Below are 16,379 nucleotides of genomic sequence, written 5' to 3'. Positions count from 1 at the left end.
GACATGCCGACCGAGATCATCGTGCGTGGATCGTTCTCCGCCTACCGGCCGCCCGAGCGTGCGACGGTCCATGCCACCCTCGGTTACGAAGGCCCGGCCATCGAGCCGGTGTACGAGCGGGTGGTCCGTGACCTGGACGCGGTCAAGTCCACGGTCACCCCGCTGCACGACCCCGACGGCGGCCCGGTCACCCGGTGGTCCACCGGTCAGGTGCGCACCTGGGCCAACCGGCCATGGAACAACGAGGGCAAGCAGCTGCCGCTGGTGCACCACGCCAGCGTCGACATCGAGGTCAGGTTCAGCGATTTCACCGCGCTGTCGCGGTGGATCGGCGGCCACGTCGCGGAGACCGGCAGTTTCGCGCTGTCCCGGATCGAATGGGCGCTGACCGCGGCGCATCGCGACGAGCTGGTCGCCGAGGTACACACCGCCGCCGTGCGGGACGCGGTGGCCCGCGCCCAGCGATACTCGGACGCACTGGGCCTCGGGCAGGTCCGGCCCGTGGCGATCGGCGATGCCGGCATGTTGAGTCGCGCACCCGAGGATTCGCCCCCGCGGATGATGCGCGCGATGGCCATGCCCGCGGGCGGCGGCGCGCCTGAGCTGGAGTTGGTTCCCGCCGATATCGAGGTGTCGATGTCGGTCGATGCGAAATTCGTGGCGGGCGAGGAGTAATCGCAGCGTAGGTTGACGCTATGGCCGAGCTCAAGGACAAGCTGCGCGCGGATCTGACCAGCGCGATGAAGTCGCAGGACAAGCTGCGCACCGCGACCCTGCGAATGATGCTGGCCGCGATCCAGAGCGAGGAGGTCTCGGGTAAGCAGTCCCGGGAGCTGTCCGACGCCGAGGTGATCGCGGTGCTGGCTCGCGAATCGAAGAAGCGCGGCGAGGCGGCCGAGATCTATACCCAGAACGGCCGGGGCGAACTGGCGGCCAACGAACACGCCGAAGCCCGCGTCATCGACGAGTACCTGCCCACCCCGCTGACCGACGCCGAACTCGCCGACGTCGCCGACACCGCCATCGCGCAGGTCGCCGAGCAGCTCGGGGAGCGCCCGGGCATGCGTCAGATGGGCCAGGTGATGAAGGCCGCCACGGCCATTGCCGCGGGCAAGGCCGACGGTGCGCGGCTTTCGGCGGCCGTCAAGGCGCGGCTGTAGGTCAGTCCGGTTGAAACCCGAACCAACGGGTATCTCAGTCAGATGCCAACGGGTAAGGGGATCTACGACGAAGAGCACCGCGAACACAGCGGTGACAAGCCGGACAAGGGTGCCCGGGCCAAGAAGGTGCCGGAGGACACCCCGGATGTCGACACCACCGAGAGCTCGAGCCACGAACCGCCCGACTAGACCCGCTCAGTCCGTCGGGATCCGCCAGAGCGCTTCCTGGCTGACGCTGGCGATCAGCGTGCCCGCAACGTCGTAGAGCGAGCCGCGAGCCAGCCCGCGGGAATCGTTGTGGTTGGCGGACTCCAGTTCGTAGCGGTGCCAGACCCGGGGTACGAACGGCCGGTGAAACCAGATCGAGTGGTCGAGGCTGGCGGCGAAACCGAGGTCGGACCGCAGCGGGACCGACGGCGGAAGCGCCGAGGGGACCGGTCCGAGGTCGGACAGAAAAGTCAGGGTGCAGGCCCGGATCAGCGGATCGTCCTCGATCTCGTCCTGCGTGCGGATCCAGAACGGCGAGATCGCGAACTCGGAGTTGTCCGAGGGCATGGTCCGCAGGTCGAACTTGTCGCCGAAATCCATGACGTCGCGCTTGGGGGCGGCCGCGTCGAACTCCAGCATCGGCGGTGCGTCGGGCGACCAGTCCAGGCCCGGCTCGGGCTGATGGAACGAGGCCATCATCTCCAGGATGATCTTCCCGTCCTGGCTGGCGGTGACGTGCCGGGTGGCGAATGCGCGTCCGTCGCGGGTGCGGTCGACGTGGAACTCGACGTCGGCGTTGTAGCTGCCGCCGCGGACGAAGTAGGCGTGCAGCGACTGCGGCAGCTTGCCGTCCACGGTGGCCCCGGCCACCGCCAGCGATTGTGCCGCGATCAGGCCGCCGAACAGCCGCTCGGTCGCGCCTCGGCGCGGTTCGCGAATGCGGAAGTCGTCGCCGTCACGGTCGAACTGCAACAGCTGGGCGATCCAGCTCGGCGCGGCGGCGCCGTCTTGCCTGGTGCAGGCATCCTCGACTGCGGTCATCGATCGGACCCTACCGACTGTTTGGTTGGCTAACTAGGCAAAGTGACCAACGTCGCCTGCCCGGCGATCAGGCCTGCTTGGCGAAATACCGCTGGCCATCGGCGGCCAGCCGCCCGAACGCCGCCTTGAGCACCAGCGCGACGCCTTTGAACGGGATCGCGAACAGCGGCTTCGGCTCGATCGCCACGATCCAGGTGAACTGGGTCTGCCCGTCGCCCGCGGGCTCGACAAGGTAGTCCTCGGCGAACCGGCGCAGCGACGGAATGTTCGCGTGGTCCACCGTGAACGAGTAACGCCGGCCTTCCTCCCAGCGGAAGAAGGTCTCGTGCACACGCACCACCCCGGGCGCCAGGGTCACCTCGCGCGAGCTGCCGACGCCGAAGGGCCTCGGCGTCAACCAGTTCACCTTGGTGACTGATGGACCCCACGCGGCCAGGGACTCATCGGACACCAATGATTCCCACACCTTTTCGGGCGGTGCGGCGAAACGCTTGTGATAGGCGAAGATGTGCGGGGCCGTCGTGAAGAAATCGGCGTCGGCGGATTCCAGTGCGAACCGGGGCATGGTGTCAGCATGCCGCAGAACGGCACTGCGGGATACTGGCTAGAGGCTCACTCCGGAGAGGGGAACTATGACGGCGGCGCTCGGCGGCCGCTACGAGCTACGCGGCGTGCTCGGCCGCGGCGGCATGGCCGAGGTGCACGATGGCTGGGACACCAGGCTGTCGCGTCCGGTCGCGGTCAAACTGCTCTACCCGGCGCTCGCCGCCGATGAAGTGACGCGTCGGCGCTTCGAGAACGAGGCGCGCGCCGCCGCGGCGCTGAACCACCCGAACATCGTCGCGATCCACGACAGCGGTGAAGACCACGGGACGCCGTACATCGTCATGGAACGGCTGCCCGGCCCCACCCTGGCCGAGGAGATCGCGGCCGGACCGCTGTCTGCCGACCGCGTGCGCTGGGTGCTGAGCGACCTGCTCGGAGCGTTGACCGCCGCGCACGACGCGGGCATCCTCCATCGCGACATCAAGCCCGGCAACGTCCTGATCACCAGGTCCGGGGCCGCCAAGCTCGCTGACTTCGGCATCGCCAAGACCGACGGGGCCGCCCACACCCGCGTCGGGATGGTCTTCGGTACCGCCAATTACCTGAGCCCGCAACGGATTACCGGGAAGCCGGCGGCGCCGTCGGATGATCTGTACGCGCTCGGCGTCCTCGGCTACGAGGCGTTGACCAGGCGGCTTCCGTTCGAGCGGGACAACCCGGTGGCCACCATGCGAGCGGTGCTCGAAGAGCCGCTGACCCCGATCGGGGTGCTGCGTCCCGACGTCGATCCGGCGCTGATCCACGTGCTGGAACGCGCGATGTCGCGGGATCCGGCATACCGCTTCGCCAGTGCCGCCGAGATGCGGGCGGCGCTGCAGCCGGCACCGGTGCCCCAGGTGCGGCCCACGCCACCGGCGACGCTGATGCTGCCCCCGTCGCCTCCGCCGCGGCGTTCCCGCGTCCAGATGACCCTGCTGACCGCAGGCCTGTTGGCCGGCATCGTCCTCGCCGCCATCCTGTTGATCTCCGACCCGCCGCCGCAGCACGCGCCGGTCACGCCGGTGACCACGTCGGTCGAGCCGACCGTGCCGGCCGCCACCAGCGTGCCGACCTTCACCCCGACCGTGCCCGAGGACGAGTGGGATCAGGGCCCCGGGATCGGCAACGGCCATGGAAATGGCAAGGGCCACGGTAAGAAAGGGCATCCGCACGACTGAGGGAATAGATGCCGGAGCCACAACGTTTTCTATTGCATAGAAGTTCTATGTTTTCAATGGAGTGGTTCGATATGAGTAATTTCGGCATCAAGTTCTCGGCCGCGGTCGGCGGATGCGCTGCGGTTGCATTGGGTGTGCTCGGGGCCGTCGGAGGGCAGCAGAGTAATCCCGTTTCGCTTCTCGGGTCCGAGCCGTTGTCTCCGATGCAGACCGGAGTAACCATCACGCCGTCCAACCCGGCGCAGGCGCCCGAGGTCCCCATGGCCACTCCGGGTATCAAGGGACCTGCCCCGCTACCTCTGGAAGAACAAGGGCTGCCGGGCTAGGCAAGCCGGACCAGTTGTCGACCGGCACGGGAAAGGCCCAGACCGGATTTCTCTGATCTGGGCCTTACTCACATTGTCGGGGTGGCGGGATTCGAACCCACGACCTCTTCGTCCCGAACTCGACGACCTGGGCGTTTGCTGGAGTTGGTCGCGTTTGAGTTGATGAATATGAGCAGCTCAGACCGTTGATCGCGTTGATTCTTTACGGTCACTGCTTGAGCTACTGCGGACGAACTGCGGACGCGGCATGCCTTCCGCAGTCTGCGGTCTGAAGTCGGCCCACTTGGCGAACGGCACCTGTCGCGGCGTCTCGGGGAGCGCAGCCGGTTTGTCGGCCCACCGGGCCCGGCACTGGGCCAGCAACGTGGGACAGCCGAGCTGGTGCCGGACGATCGCGAGCGGGCCGGAGGCCTCGGCCGCGGCGCCGCAGTGCTGGCACGCGAACACGTCCACGGAGCTCCCTACTCGCGCGCTCTCTTGCTCTTGAGCGCCACGACGCCGGCGCCGACCGCCACCGACAGCGCGAACCAAGCAATGCAGGCCAGCCAGCTTAGCGACACCGTCAGCCCGAAGAATCCCGCGAGGAACGCCAGGACTGCGGGGGCGACACCGATGAGAACTGCGTACTTCATGGCGCGGAGCTTACTTGCTCAGGGTGGTGGCGGGAATGAAAAACGCCCTGCCATCAGTACCTATCCACCTTCGATGCAATCCTGATCTGTTCCTGTTTCCGCGCCTCGATGAACGCGTCCTCGGTCAGCGCGGTGCGAATGTTGTAGTTCACTGTCGGCCCGGGCTTCTGGCCGGCCTGAGCGCCGTGCATGGCGCCACTCGGCAGTGCAGCCGGAGCGGGAGCGGGCGGCGCGGCCGGCGCAGCGCCACCGAACAGCGAACCCGCGTCGCCGAACGTGCCGCCGATGTTGCCGCCGTCGAACACCTTCTTGCCGTTCTTGTCCGACACCGAGATCCCGCCGACGAAATCAGATATGCCCTTCAGCCAGCCGGGAGAATCATTGACACCGAACACGCCGAGCGCCGAGGACACCTGGCCACTGACTGCGGCGCTCACAGCCTTGGGGAAGTACTTCGGCGCCAAGGGGTCTCGATGCCCCTCACTTGAGGTATGCCCGGCAGATATGGCATCACCACCCATGCCCGCCAGTCCGGATATCGACGACGCCAGACTGACACCGCCACTGCCCGACCCTCCAGAGTTCACGGCGGCCGTCACCGCATCGGTAGTACTGGCAGCCGGTATTCCGCCCGTCGCCGGTCCTTCCCCCGTGATCTGCCCGTCACCGGAGGCTGAGCCCTTGCCTACGAGGAGGTTCAAGAACATGTGACGGTCGAACGAGGAGTCTTCGCCGCCACGTGCTCCTGCACCGAGCGTGAACACACGGTTGCGTCCACCCGCCTCGGCGTGCGTGCCGTCCGACAGTGTCATTGCCATGTGGCCGTCGTTGGGATTGGGGCCGCGGTCGTACCAGCCCACGGTGATCGCTCCGGGTCCACCGGTGCCCGAGCGGAAACCCAGTGCGGACAGCCACTTGTCGGCGGTCTTCGTGGTCATCAGGCCGCCACTCTTGCCGAGGGATTGCAGGATGACGCGCGACACCATGCCCGAGCAGTCTGTGCGGTTGCCCTGGCTGTACGGGATGCCGGCGAGGGCTTTGGCCACCGACACGTCGGGTCCGACCAGGCCCCCATCTTTGTATCCGTTCAGCGCGTCCAGGAGGCCGGGCGCCTTCGACTGCAGGGCGTCGGTGGCCGACTTGCGGATGACAAACTCGCCGCCGTGCACCACACCCGCGATCTTGTCGACCGGGAAGTTACCGGTGTAGCCGCCGTCGCCGAATGTCCCTTCACCGCCCGAATAGACCCGCTCCTCCTTTTTCCTGAATCCTTCCCACTTCGACACATCGGGCGGCGTGATACCCAAGTTGTCAATGACCCACTGCCTCACACCCGCACCAGCCTCAGCTGGCTTGTTGGCAATGACGTCCTTAGCAACCCCCATCCCAGGGATCTTGTTCAGTGCCTCTTCGGTTTTCGGGTCATTCAACAAGTTGATCAGCGCTTGGGCGTTGCCCACCATGCCCGCCAGATTCCCGGCGTGGCCGCCGACCTTGCCCAGTGCGCGTTCAAGTCCGCTATCGCCGTTCTTGTCGAACCCGGACAGCACATCCGAAATGTTCTTGAGGCCATTTTGAACCGGCCCAACATCGACGCTATTAAGAGCACCCTTCAGGCCCGTAATTTCCCCAATGGCGTCTGTGGTGGTCGCCAGGATGGCCTTCTTGACATCGGCTGTGGCACCGAAAATTTCACCGGAGCGCAACGCATTCGCGATACCGCTCGACCACTCACCCACGCTGCCCCGGATCGCCGGCCCAATGCCGGTAATCGTCGGCAGGATTGCATCCTTGATCGTCCCGCCGACGTTGCCCGACTTGAGGCCGTCGCTGATGGTGCTGAGAATCGTCTTGCTGACGCCGCCCTGATCGATGCCCTGCTTCACACCGTCAGCCAGGCCGTCGACGAACTCATCGACGAGCGGACCGCCGCGCAGCTCATCCTTCACGCCGTCGGCGATGCCATCGACGAGAACCTTCGCCAGATCCTTGCCGGGGCTGGACTTCTCGACCGTCTTGGTGATCTCGTCGCCGAGGTCCTTGCCTGCCTGCTCGGCGGCCCGCTTGTCGACCTTCGGCTGAACCTTGACCTCAGTCGTCTGCTTCTCGACGGTCTCCCGGGTCTCCTTGGCCGCGGCCTCGGTCGCGCGCTGATCAACCTTCGGCTTGACCTGGATCTCAATAGCCTTGCCGTCGATCTGGCTCTCGATTGCCTCAGTCACGCCGCGAAGCGACGGGATGATCTGCAGAACCGCGGTGCCGATAGTCGTCACGTTGTTCTCGCTTCCCCTGCTTGGGACCGCGGCGGGCGTCGGGTGCTGTCGGGGAGGAGATGCCCCGCCGCCGCCCGCCGCGGTCCGGTCTATGCGGCGGTCAGGTCACCCTTGACGACACCCAGCGGCGAGTAGACGGTGGTTGCGAACCTTCCCTCCATACGAGCGCGCACGAGGTTCTTCGCAAAGTCGTCGGCGTTGCTGGTCTCGCTCCACTGCAGCAGAACACCCGCGGTGTCGGTATCGAGCTCGACGACGCCCTTCGCGACGGTGTGAGAGACACCAACGGCCTGCGCAGTGCTGACAATCACGGGGACGCCAAACAGCCGGCGCGCGACCGGGTCGAACGGCAGCGATCGATAGTCGAGGGCTTCCTGAGTCAACAGCGTGAGCTCCAACGCTTCCCAGTCGGTCGGGTGAATCAAGAACCACGCCGGCACATAGCCCAACACTTCAAGCTTGGTCACCGACTTGCGCAGCGTTTCAAGCACACTGCTCGAGTAGGCCTGAGTCTGGATACCTACGGTGGCGTTGATGTCCGCCAGCGCCTTCGCCTCGACCTTCAGACCGATGCCGTACGCCAGCTCGTTGCTCAGAAACTGCTGCATCGAGGTGTTGTCGAAAAACCAGTATCGGGGCACGCCTTCGCTCAAGTGCGCGATGATAACCAGAGAGTTCTCGACTTCGACAACGGAGTAGACCGACGTCGGTTTCGTGGCCCCATCGGCTACCACGTCGGCGTTATTCGTTCTGGCGCTCTGCCGCAAGTACTTCCAGCTCGGGGTCGAGTGCTGTCGCACCGGCAACGCAGCCAGCAGTGTGTTGGCCGGCTTCTCCATCGTGATCGGTGACGGCGAAAACTCCTGGCCGACCAGGATGTTCCCCGACGTGGCGAGGGCCTTCTGACCAGCCGGCATGACCTTGGCCGCCGCAACCTCGGCCATTTTCGCGCCGAAGCTCAACATCTTGCCGGGCTCCAGAGCACCCAGAACCGGCGCCAACTCACCGCCGCCACCGGGCTGCGGCGAGGGGCCGCCGGAGGCCATCGCGTCGAGCTGGCCAAGGATGCTCTTCGACCGCGCCTCATCGGCCAGGATCCCGTTCAGCGATTTGACCTCGGTAATGCGGGTTTCAATCTCCCGCTGCTCGTCGGCGGTGAGCATGTCTCGGCCCTCAGCCCGAGCCTTCTCGGCGATCGTCCGAGCTTCTTTGACCAGCAGGTTCCGTCGTTCACGTACGTCCATTTCGGGCGCCTCCTAAGCGCAATCCGAGCGCGCAAGCACGCAACAGTAAGGGTGGATTCGCTTGGGAGACGGACGGATTCGGCGTGGTCAGCACCAGTCTTGCTGGAGCGACGGTTCCATTACCGCTGGTCAGAGGCCAAGTCTTATCTCCGAATCGAGTAACGGAAGTGGCTTGACCGCCGGTCAAATCGAGCGCCGGGATGATCCGACCTCGGGACGGGACGGGTTGACGCCACTGCCGCGCCTCGCACAAGAGACACCACGAAGCATAGCCCACTCGGCGCAGATTTGGATGTGACGCGCGGCCAGGGCGAGTGCGAGCCCGACGAGCCCATCCGCTCGCTTCGCTTCCTCGATGACTGCCCCGACTCCAGGTACATCTTCGGCGGCCATCGCGGCGGCGAGGCGCGCGGCGCGTGCGACGTCGTTCGCCATTTCAGCACATCCCCTCGTTTGCGGGCTCCATGCATAAACCATGCATGGCTATACAGTCACCCTCATCTCCGGGTTTGCTGGACAGGACTTTGCTGCGACATTTTCGCGGGGGGAGAGGACCCCTACCGCGGGGGAGGTTGCCATCGGTGCTGGTCAGAGCGATTTTGACCTCCCTGCCCGCGTTTTCGCAGGTCAGAGGCCTGAGTCGACCGGAGCGTGCCGCCGGGGTCGATGTTTGCTGGAGTTTGCCGGCACGGGCGGCGATGGATATGCATTGCATAGTTATGCACCCACGGAGTGGTGTTCACAGCGTTGGCCGGGCTGGCTGACAACCTTCCGGCACGGGTTGCCCCGACAGTTCGGACGGCCGCACCTCGGCACCGCATGTCGACCTCGACGCTGTGGTGCGCTGAAGGGCGCCACGTCGGGCCCGTCGCCCGCCGGTGATGTGGACGTGTTGACGATTCCGGCGATGACTCCGCAGGGCCGTTGGTGGTCAGGCAGGTGCTCGAACCAAGTTCGGCAGCCGGCCAGTGCTGGGCAGGCCCGACACTGGCTCAGAGCCGCCTGGTGGCGGTACTCGACGACGTCGGGGTCCTCGTCTTGATGAGGTGGGTCGAACAATGCACTGCGGCCACGACACTGGGCACCGGGCAGCGCTGGGGCCTGGCTGATGGCCGCGAGCAGATCGTCGAACGCACTCACCTGCCGGTCGCCTGGTCGTAGGCCGCGATGGCTCGGCGCAGTAGCTCGATGTCCGCGCGGTTCAGGTCGTACGGTCCGAGTTCGATGTGCCAGCCTTGGCCCTGGTCGTGCGCCAGCCGCAGCGGCATGGAGCGCCAATCGTCGGTGTCGGGCAGGTAGGGCTCCAGGTGGCCGAACCAGTCCATCACCATGCGGTGCAGCTCTTCGTTAGCGAATGTGCGTGGCGAGTCGGCGATCTCGAACTCCGGGCATATCTGGGCGGCTAGCTTCTCGGCTGCGATGCGGATGCGGATCTCCTTGTCGTCGGTCATCAGCTTTCCTTGTGTGGGTGTCGGGGTTCGGTGAAGTCGATCTCTGCCTGTTCGCCTTGGTCGTCGGCGAACTCGACGTAGAGCGGCTGTTGACAGCGCTTGATGCACGGCACGTGCCGGTAGTGGGTTCGGCCGTTGTCATCGATGCGCGTACATGGGCAGTCGATAGCCGCACCGCACGTCGGGCATGGATGGTCGAGTGCTTCAGCCGCGACGTAGGCCTGATGCACCGCGGGAATCTTGCGACTCATGCTGTCCTCCGGTGGTCGCACTTCTTGATGGGTTCGCCGTCGTCGTCGGTGATCCAACTCTGGATGCCCTGGCAGTCGGGACAGTTCTTGAGCAAGGCCGCCCGTTCGGCTCGCTCCTGCTTCTGAACCGCTTCCTCGCGGTCGTCAACGGCCTTGGCTGCGAGTCGGGCGTCGCGGCAACCGGGACATGCGGGTGGATCCGGGACGTTGTGCTCGGGGTCCGGACAACGCGGCCCGTAAGGTCCGCGGATCCAGTTCACCGCTTTGCCGTTAGCTGATTGCGGAGAAACGGCGGGGTTGGCGGCCAGGCGGCGCGAGCCGGCCGCTTCTCCCTCCTTCTCCAAGTTCTCTATAGGTAGTGCAGAGTCCGAATCGGGACAGGGGTCAGTCCCATTTGGGACTCTGCAGTGTCCGTTCTCGGACTCTGGTTGTCCCGATCTGGACACTGGCTGGTCAGCGCTGTCCGTTTTGGGACTCTGGCTGGTCAGTGCATTGCCGTCTGCCGCCACCCGATAGGCGCGGGCCTGATTCGCCAACGGCGGGAAATGCTTTGCTGGGACCAGCTCACCGAGTGCCTTCAGCGCCGCCATGACTGCCTTGCGGGACAGCCCGACTTCCTCACCGAGGTCCTGGTGCGAGACGCGCCACCACCTGTGGCCCTCGCGCTGGAGTCTGCCGGGTCCATCAGATGCGCACCGGTATCGGATGTGTGCGAGCACGATCGCTCCGGCCGGGCCGTGTTCTACGACCTCGGCCGGAACGACCCTGATGAATTCCACAGCGAATTCCGACTTCCCCTACTCAGTGGACGGTTGCGGCCGGTTGAGGTAGTCGAGCTCGGCGGCCGCCACGATCAACAACGCGGCGTACTCGCGGAGCTGCGCCGACGTAACCGCGTCGTCCTTCGTCTCGGCGGCCGCCGACCAGACCACCGATCCATCGGGGGACTGAACGCCGCTGATGCACACCGACAGCGGGCCCACCGTGCGACGGGTGCCGTCGACCAGTCGAGTCCAGGTGTCGTCGACGCTGTCCTCCCAGAGGCCGGCGCCCTGCGCTGCGGCCGGCAGCGGCACGTGAGCAAAAGGGATCTGGTCGCGGGCTTCTTGCAGCATGATCGCCTGGTCCCTCCGGATCACCTCGGCGGGATCCTCCTGGGGGAAGGCCAGCGGCCCATGCAGCTCAGTCAATCGTTCGTGCCGCTCGAAGCGTTGAACGACGTGTGGCGGGAGTTGATCCGCGAGGTCGCGCCAGCTCTGAGCGGTGTCGCTGTTTGGGGTTACCATGATGATGCCTTTCGGTTCAGGAGAGTTGATTGGCGGCGGCGGTCTCCGGCCCGGTGTTCGCGCACCGGGGTTCAGCGGGGACCGTTTCGCTGTTCGAGATCAGGACCACTTGGGCCCGGTATTCGCGTTTGGTGCCATCGGGATCCGTCACGGTGATGAGCACCGCGGGCCCGTCGACCTCGATGTGGGCGGCTGAATCCCGTACTCCGTCAACGGTTGCCGGTATCGGGAACCACGGCGAGGCAGCCAGCCGGTTGGCGATCACGTGGGCCTCTTCTGGGCGCTCCACTAGACCGCTGCCCGGCCGCCGCGAACGGTCGCGGCCTCCTGCTCTTCGACCCAGCGTTCGAGTTCGTTGCGGCGGTAGACCACTCGCCCGCCGAGCTTGAACGACGGCGGGCCTTCGTCGGTGTGGCGCCAATACCGAAGGGTCGCTTCGGGAATTCCTAGGAGCGAGCTTGCCGCTCGTGTACCCAACAGCTCCATGGTGCTCCAATCACACTGCGGTGTTGATTTGACAACAAATAGATTGACCCTGTTGGTGATGCTTGTCAAGCACTAAGGTGTGGAATGTGCAACATGAACCAGACGGCGTCGCACGCAACTTCGGGAAGGCCGTTCGCCAACGACGGTCCGCCATCGGCGTATCCCAGCGAAAGCTCAGCGAGCTGCTACTCGACAAGACCGGGGTCAAACTCGACGCCTCGGCAATCACGAGAATCGAGAAGGGGCAGCGCGATCTAAAGCTGGCTGAGGCTGCTGCGATAGCGAACGTTCTGGGGGTGGGCATCGACCAGCTAACTCGGGAAATCGAGGAGGCGGAGCCAGCCGGCCTGATCGAGATCCGTGACGCATACCAGGAATTGCGCAAGAGGCACGCAGTGGTCAAAGCGCAGATTCAGGCGTACTACGCCGACGCCTATGCGTTAGCGGTGCCGCTCGCAGCCGACGCCGATGCGCGCAACATGTTGCCGCCAGACGAGCTGCGGAAGATGTCGAACGATGTGATACGGGCGACGGATGCGGCTCGGAAACTACTTGCCGTATTTGGTGATTCGCCTCCAAAGTTTGGGAATATGACCCATGAACGGCTCGGCAATATCCCCTTGGGTTTCGGTGAAGCTCTGAAAATTCTGAGTCAGATACATAGCCAGGCGGCTGAGGATGCAGAGGCGTAATCGTCGCAGCGGCGTTGAGGACCGCTGGACGAAGACGACCCGGGCGGCGGACGGGAGTACGCAGACGGTTCCGAGCGCAGCCTATGGCAAGGGAAAGCGTTGGCGGGCAAGGTATGTCGATACCGATGGCCGCGAGGTCGCGAAGGGGTTCGCCCGGAAGGTCGACGCGGCCGAGTGGCTGGAGGGCGTCACGTCGACGATCGTGACCGGAACCTACGTCGCCCCCGGCGCGGGCTCGGTCACAGTCGGTCAGATGCGCGAGCAGTGGTTGAAACACCAGGCGCACGTGAAGGATTCAACGAAAGCAGCTCGCGCATCAGCGTGGACGGTACATGTCCAGGACCGATGGCAGGACGTTGCAGTGGTTGATGTGCAGACGTCTGCGGTGCGTGCATGGGTTGACGAAATGCACCGCCCACAAGACGACGGTGGCAGCGGCGCTGAGGCTGCGACGATCGAGAACGCGCTCGGCGTGCTACGTATGGTGCTGGCCCTGGCCGTCGAGGACCGACGGATACCGCGCAACCCGTGCGACGGGGTGAAGGCGCCGCGGCGGAAGCACTCAGTGCGCGCGTATCTGACCCATCGGCAGGTCGCCGAGCTGGCCGCCGCGATGGCCCGAGACGCGCTCGTTGTGCGGTTCCTGGCCTACACCGGCCTGCGGTACGGCGAGATGGCCGCGCTGAAGGTGCAGAGCTTCGACATGCTGCGCCGCCGGGTCAACATCCGTGAGTCCGTGACGGAGGTGTCGGGGAAGCTCGTCTGGTCGACTCCGAAGAACCATGAACGGCGATCGGTGCCGTTCCCGAAGTTCCTCGTTGCCGACTTGGCCGCCCGGATGGAAGGCAAGGGCCGCGAGGATCTCGTGTTCTCCGCGCCGGCCGGGGGAGTGCTGCGCATTGCGACGTTCCGCACCCGCGTGTTCAACAAGGCTGTCGACCAGCTGCGCGGGCTCGGCGATGACGGTGAGCCGACGACGGACTGGCCGCGGCCGACGCTGCATGATCTGCGGCACACCGCGGCCTCGTTGGCGATCAGCGCCGGGGCCAACGTGAAGGCCGTTCAAACGATGCTGGGACACAAGTCGGCGGCCCTCACTCTGGACACCTACGCGGACCTGTTCCCGGACGATCTCGAAGCCGTGGCGGACGCCTTCGATGCAGCAGTCGAGGCACTGGCGAAAACTACTGCGGACGCACTGCGGACGGAGACCGGGAGTGGCCCCAGATAGCAAGAAGGCCCTGACCGGAAATTACTGGTCAGAGCCTTACTCACACTGTCGGGGTGGCGGGATTCGAACCCACGACCTCTTCGTCCCGAACGAAGCGCGCTACCAAGCTGCGCCACACCCCGTGTGAAGCTCCGACAGCGTATCGCACCGGGTACCTCGAAAGCCAAACGGCTACCTCTGCGCCCACGGCGCCATCAACCTGCGTCGGTTTCTACCTGACGGTCGCCCCAAAACGCGAGTCACAGCCCAGGCGTGGAAAGCGGCGCAAAGGCTTTGCGGCGTCGTTCGCCGGTTTCTACCTGACGGTCGCCCCGAAACGCGAGTCACAGCCCGGGCGTAGAAACTGGCGGGCAACGGGAAGCAACCCAGGCCTCGGCGGCGTTATACGACGCATGACCGTGTTGGGCGCCTTCATCTACCTGGGGTTCTTTGCCCTGGCAGCGCTGTGGCTGTTCCTGACGGCCGAGACGGATCAGGATCAGGATCAGGATCAGGACCAGCTGCCCGAGCGCTCGAACTCCGAGAGCACTTCGGCGGACCCTGAGGTGTCCAGCCCCTGGGCGCTGAGCCAGTCCGCATCGAAGTAGGTGTCCGCGTAGCGGTCCCCGCTGTCGGCCAGCAGGGTCACCACCGACCCGCTGCGGCCGTGCGCGATCATCTCGGCCAGCAGCTGGAACGCGCCCCACAGATTGGTTCCGGTCGACGGCCCGACCCGCCGTCCCAGCACCCGGCTCGCGTGATGTGCCGCGGCCACCGACCCGCTGTCGGGTACGGCGATCATGCGATCGACCACCCCGGGCAGGAACGACGGCTCCACCCGCGGCCTTCCGATGCCCTCGATGCGTGAGGACGCGCCGGTGACGATGTCATCGCGGCCCTGCGCGTAGCCGGGGAAGAACGCCGAATTCTCGGGATCGACGACACACAACTGGGTGGCGTGCCTGCGGTAGCGGATATAGCGGCCGATGGTCGCGCTGGTGCCACCGGTGCCCGCCCCCACCACGATCCATTCCGGGACCGGATGTGGCTCCAGCCGCATCTGCTCGTAGATCGACTCGGCGATGTTGTTGTTGCCGCGCCAGTCGGTGGCCCGCTCGGCGTTGGTGAACTGGTCCAGATAGTGCCCGCCGGTCTCTTCGGCCAGGCGGTGCGCCTCGGCGTACACCTGTGACGACTCGGCGACGAAATGGCAGCGGCCGCCCTGGGCCTCGATCAGGGCGATCTTCGAACCGCTGGTCGACGCGGGCACCACGGCGATGAACGGCAGACCCAGCAGCGCCGCGAAGTACGCCTCGGACACCGCCGTCGACCCCGAGGACGCCTCGATGATGGTGGTGCCCTCGCCGATCCAGCCGTTGCACAACCCGTACAGGAACAGGGAACGGGCCAGCCGGTGCTTCAGGCTTCCGGTGATATGGGTGGACTCGTCCTTGAGATACAGCGCGACGTCCACGTCCTCGCGCCATTTGACGGGCAGCGGATACCGCAACAGGTGGGTATCGGCGCTGCGTTTGGAATCAGCCTCGATCAGCCGCACCGCATTGTCGACCCACCGGCGTGGCCGGGGGTGCGACGCGGTATCGGCCGGCCGGCTCACCGGGCCGAGACGGTCGGGCTGGATTGCCCGGCCCTGGTCCCGACGTGCCCGCCACCGGTAGGCGCCGCGACGAGCGTCAGCAGGGTGGCCTCGGGGCGGCAGCAGAACCGCACCGGCGCGAACGGCGACGTACCGATCCCCGCCGACACATGCAGTTGCATGTGCGAGCCCCACTTCGAGGCGCCCTTGGCCCGAGACCGGTCCAGCTCGCAGTTGGTCACGATGGCCCCGTAGAACGGCAGGCACAACTGCCCGCCATGGGTGTGCCCGGCCAGCACCAGCTGATAGCCGTCGGCGGCGAAGCGGTCCAGCACGCGAGGCTCAGGGGAATGGGTGAGCCCCAACGTCAGGTTGGCCGCGCCGTTGGCCCGCCCGGCGATGGTGTCGTAGCGGTCGCGCTTGAGGTGCGGATCGTCGACGCCGGCCACCGAGATGTGCAGCCCGGCCACCTCGACATCGCGACGGATGTGGGTCATGTCGAGCCAGCCGCGCTCGGTGAAGGCCGCGCGCAGGTCCTGCCAGGGCAGCGGCTCGCCGTGCGAACGGTGCTGCGGGTTGGTGAGGTAGTTCAACGGGTTCTTCAGCCGCGGTGCGAAATAGTCGTTGCTGCCGAACACGAACAGGCCGGGGGCGGAGAGCAGGTCGCTCAGGGACTGCACGACGGCGGGCACGGCCTTCGGATGGGCCAGGTTGTCACCGGTGTTGACCACCAGATCCGGCTCGAGGCGGGCCAGATCACGCAGCCAGGCCTGCTTGCGGCGCTGGTTGGGACGCATGTGCAGGTCGGACAGATGCAGGACGCGCAGGGGCGAGGAGCCCGGGGCCAGTACCGGCATGGTCGCTTCGCGCAGCACGAACGCGTTGCGCTCGATCAGGGACGCGTAGCCGATCCCGGCAACCAACGAACCGGCGGTGACGGCGGCTGCCTTCTTCACTGACATGCAGGCAAGCCTACTGC

General features: G+C 65.9%; 21 protein-coding genes and 1 tRNA gene. 8 read left to right on the top strand and 14 right to left on the bottom strand.

Annotated elements, in window-relative coordinates:
* The first annotated feature begins 3 nt into the window (after positions 1 to 3).
* From G6N57_RS03285 to G6N57_RS31620, 3 genes are read left to right on the top strand one after another with little or no spacing between them, the layout of a single operon-like run.
* Positions 4 to 675 carry an SIMPL domain-containing protein gene (locus tag G6N57_RS03285; RefSeq protein WP_077741632.1) on the top strand — a complete coding sequence of 224 codons (672 nt, stop codon included), beginning with the start codon at positions 4 to 6 and terminating at the stop codon, positions 673 to 675.
* 20 nt (positions 676 to 695) lie between these two features.
* Complete coding sequence (locus G6N57_RS03280) at positions 696 to 1,160, top strand: GatB/YqeY domain-containing protein (RefSeq protein ID WP_077738648.1); 465 nt, start codon at positions 696 to 698, stop codon at positions 1,158 to 1,160.
* 42 nt (positions 1,161 to 1,202) lie between these two features.
* A complete protein-coding gene (locus tag G6N57_RS31620; RefSeq protein WP_097926123.1) occupies positions 1,203 to 1,349 on the top strand; it encodes a hypothetical protein in 147 nt (48 codons plus the stop codon).
* Positions 1,350 to 1,355: 6 nt separating this feature from the next.
* On the opposite strand, the gene G6N57_RS03275 is transcribed toward G6N57_RS31620, so the two are convergent.
* Positions 1,356 to 2,189, bottom strand: a complete 834-nt coding sequence (locus G6N57_RS03275) for an acyl-CoA thioesterase (protein WP_077738649.1) — start codon at positions 2,187 to 2,189, stop codon at positions 1,356 to 1,358.
* A gap of 67 nt (positions 2,190 to 2,256) precedes the next feature.
* Positions 2,257 to 2,754, bottom strand: coding sequence for an SRPBCC family protein (locus G6N57_RS03270; RefSeq protein WP_077738650.1), 498 nt, complete (start codon positions 2,752 to 2,754; stop codon positions 2,257 to 2,259).
* A gap of 67 nt (positions 2,755 to 2,821) precedes the next feature.
* Here G6N57_RS03270 and G6N57_RS03265 point away from each other — a divergent pair, with 67 nt between their 5' ends.
* Both G6N57_RS03265 and G6N57_RS03260 read left to right on the top strand, forming a co-directional pair.
* Positions 2,822 to 3,952 carry a serine/threonine-protein kinase gene (locus G6N57_RS03265; protein WP_077738651.1) on the top strand — a complete coding sequence of 377 codons (1,131 nt, stop codon included), beginning with the start codon at positions 2,822 to 2,824 and terminating at the stop codon, positions 3,950 to 3,952.
* Positions 3,953 to 4,023: 71 nt separating this feature from the next.
* On the top strand, positions 4,024 to 4,278 hold the full coding sequence (locus G6N57_RS03260) for a hypothetical protein (protein WP_077738652.1): 255 nt from the start codon (positions 4,024 to 4,026) through the stop codon (positions 4,276 to 4,278).
* A gap of 177 nt (positions 4,279 to 4,455) precedes the next feature.
* On the opposite strand, the gene G6N57_RS03255 is transcribed toward G6N57_RS03260, so the two are convergent.
* The 4 genes from G6N57_RS03255 to G6N57_RS03240 form a co-directional block, all read right to left on the bottom strand.
* Positions 4,456 to 4,731, bottom strand: coding sequence for a hypothetical protein (locus G6N57_RS03255; protein ID WP_163646586.1), 276 nt, complete (start codon positions 4,729 to 4,731; stop codon positions 4,456 to 4,458).
* 8 nt (positions 4,732 to 4,739) lie between these two features.
* Positions 4,740 to 4,910 (bottom strand): hypothetical protein, encoded by a 171-nt coding sequence (locus G6N57_RS03250; RefSeq protein ID WP_162563900.1) that lies wholly within the window; start codon positions 4,908 to 4,910, stop codon positions 4,740 to 4,742.
* A 53-nt stretch (positions 4,911 to 4,963) separates the two neighbouring features.
* Positions 4,964 to 7,183 (bottom strand): hypothetical protein, encoded by a 2,220-nt coding sequence (locus G6N57_RS03245; protein WP_077738653.1) that lies wholly within the window; start codon positions 7,181 to 7,183, stop codon positions 4,964 to 4,966.
* Positions 7,184 to 7,272: 89 nt separating this feature from the next.
* The gene (locus G6N57_RS03240) at positions 7,273 to 8,427 is read right to left on the bottom strand and encodes a phage major capsid protein (RefSeq protein WP_077738654.1); all 1,155 of its coding nucleotides are present in this window, start codon (positions 8,425 to 8,427) and stop codon (positions 7,273 to 7,275) included.
* A 939-nt stretch (positions 8,428 to 9,366) separates the two neighbouring features.
* Here G6N57_RS03240 and G6N57_RS03235 point away from each other — a divergent pair.
* On the top strand, positions 9,367 to 9,588 hold the full coding sequence (locus G6N57_RS03235) for a hypothetical protein (RefSeq protein ID WP_162563901.1): 222 nt from the start codon (positions 9,367 to 9,369) through the stop codon (positions 9,586 to 9,588).
* Here the strand turns inward: G6N57_RS03235 and G6N57_RS03230 are convergent.
* The 5 genes from G6N57_RS03230 to G6N57_RS03210 all read right to left on the bottom strand — a co-directional run bounded on the left by G6N57_RS03230 (position 9,564) and on the right by G6N57_RS03210 (position 11,901).
* Complete coding sequence (locus tag G6N57_RS03230; RefSeq protein ID WP_077738655.1) at positions 9,564 to 9,878, bottom strand: hypothetical protein; 315 nt, start codon at positions 9,876 to 9,878, stop codon at positions 9,564 to 9,566. The genes G6N57_RS03235 and G6N57_RS03230 overlap by 25 nt on opposite strands.
* Positions 9,878 to 10,129 (bottom strand): hypothetical protein, encoded by a 252-nt coding sequence (locus tag G6N57_RS03225; RefSeq protein WP_133118332.1) that lies wholly within the window; start codon positions 10,127 to 10,129, stop codon positions 9,878 to 9,880. Before G6N57_RS03225 ends, G6N57_RS03230 begins: the two co-directional genes overlap by 1 nt.
* 797 nt (positions 10,130 to 10,926) lie before the next feature.
* Entirely contained in the window at positions 10,927 to 11,319 is a 393-nt protein-coding gene (locus G6N57_RS03220; protein WP_133118331.1) for a hypothetical protein, read from the bottom strand.
* Positions 11,320 to 11,431: 112 nt separating this feature from the next.
* Positions 11,432 to 11,704, bottom strand: a complete 273-nt coding sequence (locus G6N57_RS03215) for a hypothetical protein (protein WP_077738658.1) — start codon at positions 11,702 to 11,704, stop codon at positions 11,432 to 11,434.
* The gene (locus G6N57_RS03210) at positions 11,704 to 11,901 is read right to left on the bottom strand and encodes a helix-turn-helix transcriptional regulator (RefSeq protein WP_077738659.1); all 198 of its coding nucleotides are present in this window, start codon (positions 11,899 to 11,901) and stop codon (positions 11,704 to 11,706) included. Before G6N57_RS03210 ends, G6N57_RS03215 begins: the two co-directional genes overlap by 1 nt.
* A gap of 86 nt (positions 11,902 to 11,987) precedes the next feature.
* Between G6N57_RS03210 and G6N57_RS03205 the strand changes: the two genes are divergently transcribed.
* Both G6N57_RS03205 and G6N57_RS03200 read left to right on the top strand, forming a co-directional pair.
* On the top strand, positions 11,988 to 12,593 hold the full coding sequence (locus tag G6N57_RS03205; protein WP_162563902.1) for a helix-turn-helix domain-containing protein: 606 nt from the start codon (positions 11,988 to 11,990) through the stop codon (positions 12,591 to 12,593).
* A 406-nt stretch (positions 12,594 to 12,999) separates the two neighbouring features.
* Positions 13,000 to 13,824, top strand: coding sequence for a tyrosine-type recombinase/integrase (locus G6N57_RS03200; RefSeq protein ID WP_234815715.1), 825 nt, complete (start codon positions 13,000 to 13,002; stop codon positions 13,822 to 13,824).
* 48 nt (positions 13,825 to 13,872) lie between these two features.
* Here the strand turns inward: G6N57_RS03200 and G6N57_RS03195 are convergent.
* The 3 genes from G6N57_RS03195 to G6N57_RS03185 all read right to left on the bottom strand — a co-directional run bounded on the left by G6N57_RS03195 (position 13,873) and on the right by G6N57_RS03185 (position 16,362).
* Positions 13,873 to 13,946 (bottom strand) — tRNA-Pro (locus tag G6N57_RS03195).
* Between the two features lie 368 nt (positions 13,947 to 14,314).
* A complete protein-coding gene (gene cds1 / locus G6N57_RS03190) occupies positions 14,315 to 15,421 on the bottom strand; it encodes an L-cysteine desulfhydrase Cds1 (protein ID WP_077738662.1) in 1,107 nt (368 codons plus the stop codon).
* The gene (locus G6N57_RS03185; protein ID WP_077738663.1) at positions 15,418 to 16,362 is read right to left on the bottom strand and encodes a metallophosphoesterase; all 945 of its coding nucleotides are present in this window, start codon (positions 16,360 to 16,362) and stop codon (positions 15,418 to 15,420) included. Before G6N57_RS03185 ends, cds1 begins: the two co-directional genes overlap by 4 nt.
* Between the last annotated feature and the right edge of the window lie 17 nt (positions 16,363 to 16,379).

Origin of the sequence: Mycolicibacterium boenickei, from assembly GCF_010731295.1 — a bacterium.
GTDB lineage: Bacteria > Actinomycetota > Actinomycetes > Mycobacteriales > Mycobacteriaceae > Mycobacterium > Mycobacterium boenickei.
The sequence above is the reverse complement of the archived record's forward strand: the minus strand, read 5'-3'. Positions and strand labels throughout refer to the sequence as shown.

Bases quoted from the DNA above. Each gene is read 5' to 3' on its own strand.
- G6N57_RS03285 (WP_077741632.1), top strand. From the start codon at position 4: ATGCCGACCGAGATCATCGTGCGTGGATCGTTCTCCGCCTACCGGCCG.
- G6N57_RS03280 (WP_077738648.1), top strand. From the start codon at position 696: ATGGCCGAGCTCAAGGACAAGCTGCGCGCGGATCTGACCAGCGCGATG.
- G6N57_RS31620 (WP_097926123.1), top strand. From the start codon at position 1,203: ATGCCAACGGGTAAGGGGATCTACGACGAAGAGCACCGCGAACACAGC.
- G6N57_RS03275 (WP_077738649.1), bottom strand. From the start codon at position 2,189: ATGACCGCAGTCGAGGATGCCTGCACCAGGCAAGACGGCGCCGCCGCG.
- G6N57_RS03270 (WP_077738650.1), bottom strand. From the start codon at position 2,754: ATGCCCCGGTTCGCACTGGAATCCGCCGACGCCGATTTCTTCACGACG.
- G6N57_RS03265 (WP_077738651.1), top strand. From the start codon at position 2,822: ATGACGGCGGCGCTCGGCGGCCGCTACGAGCTACGCGGCGTGCTCGGC.
- G6N57_RS03260 (WP_077738652.1), top strand. From the start codon at position 4,024: ATGAGTAATTTCGGCATCAAGTTCTCGGCCGCGGTCGGCGGATGCGCT.
- G6N57_RS03250 (WP_162563900.1), bottom strand. From the start codon at position 4,910: ATGAAGTACGCAGTTCTCATCGGTGTCGCCCCCGCAGTCCTGGCGTTC.
- G6N57_RS03240 (WP_077738654.1), bottom strand. From the start codon at position 8,427: ATGGACGTACGTGAACGACGGAACCTGCTGGTCAAAGAAGCTCGGACG.
- G6N57_RS03230 (WP_077738655.1), bottom strand. From the start codon at position 9,878: ATGACCGACGACAAGGAGATCCGCATCCGCATCGCAGCCGAGAAGCTA.
- G6N57_RS03225 (WP_133118332.1), bottom strand. From the start codon at position 10,129: ATGAGTCGCAAGATTCCCGCGGTGCATCAGGCCTACGTCGCGGCTGAA.
- G6N57_RS03210 (WP_077738659.1), bottom strand. From the start codon at position 11,901: ATGGAGCTGTTGGGTACACGAGCGGCAAGCTCGCTCCTAGGAATTCCC.
- G6N57_RS03200 (WP_234815715.1), top strand. From the start codon at position 13,000: ATGCACCGCCCACAAGACGACGGTGGCAGCGGCGCTGAGGCTGCGACG.
- G6N57_RS03185 (WP_077738663.1), bottom strand. From the start codon at position 16,362: ATGTCAGTGAAGAAGGCAGCCGCCGTCACCGCCGGTTCGTTGGTTGCC.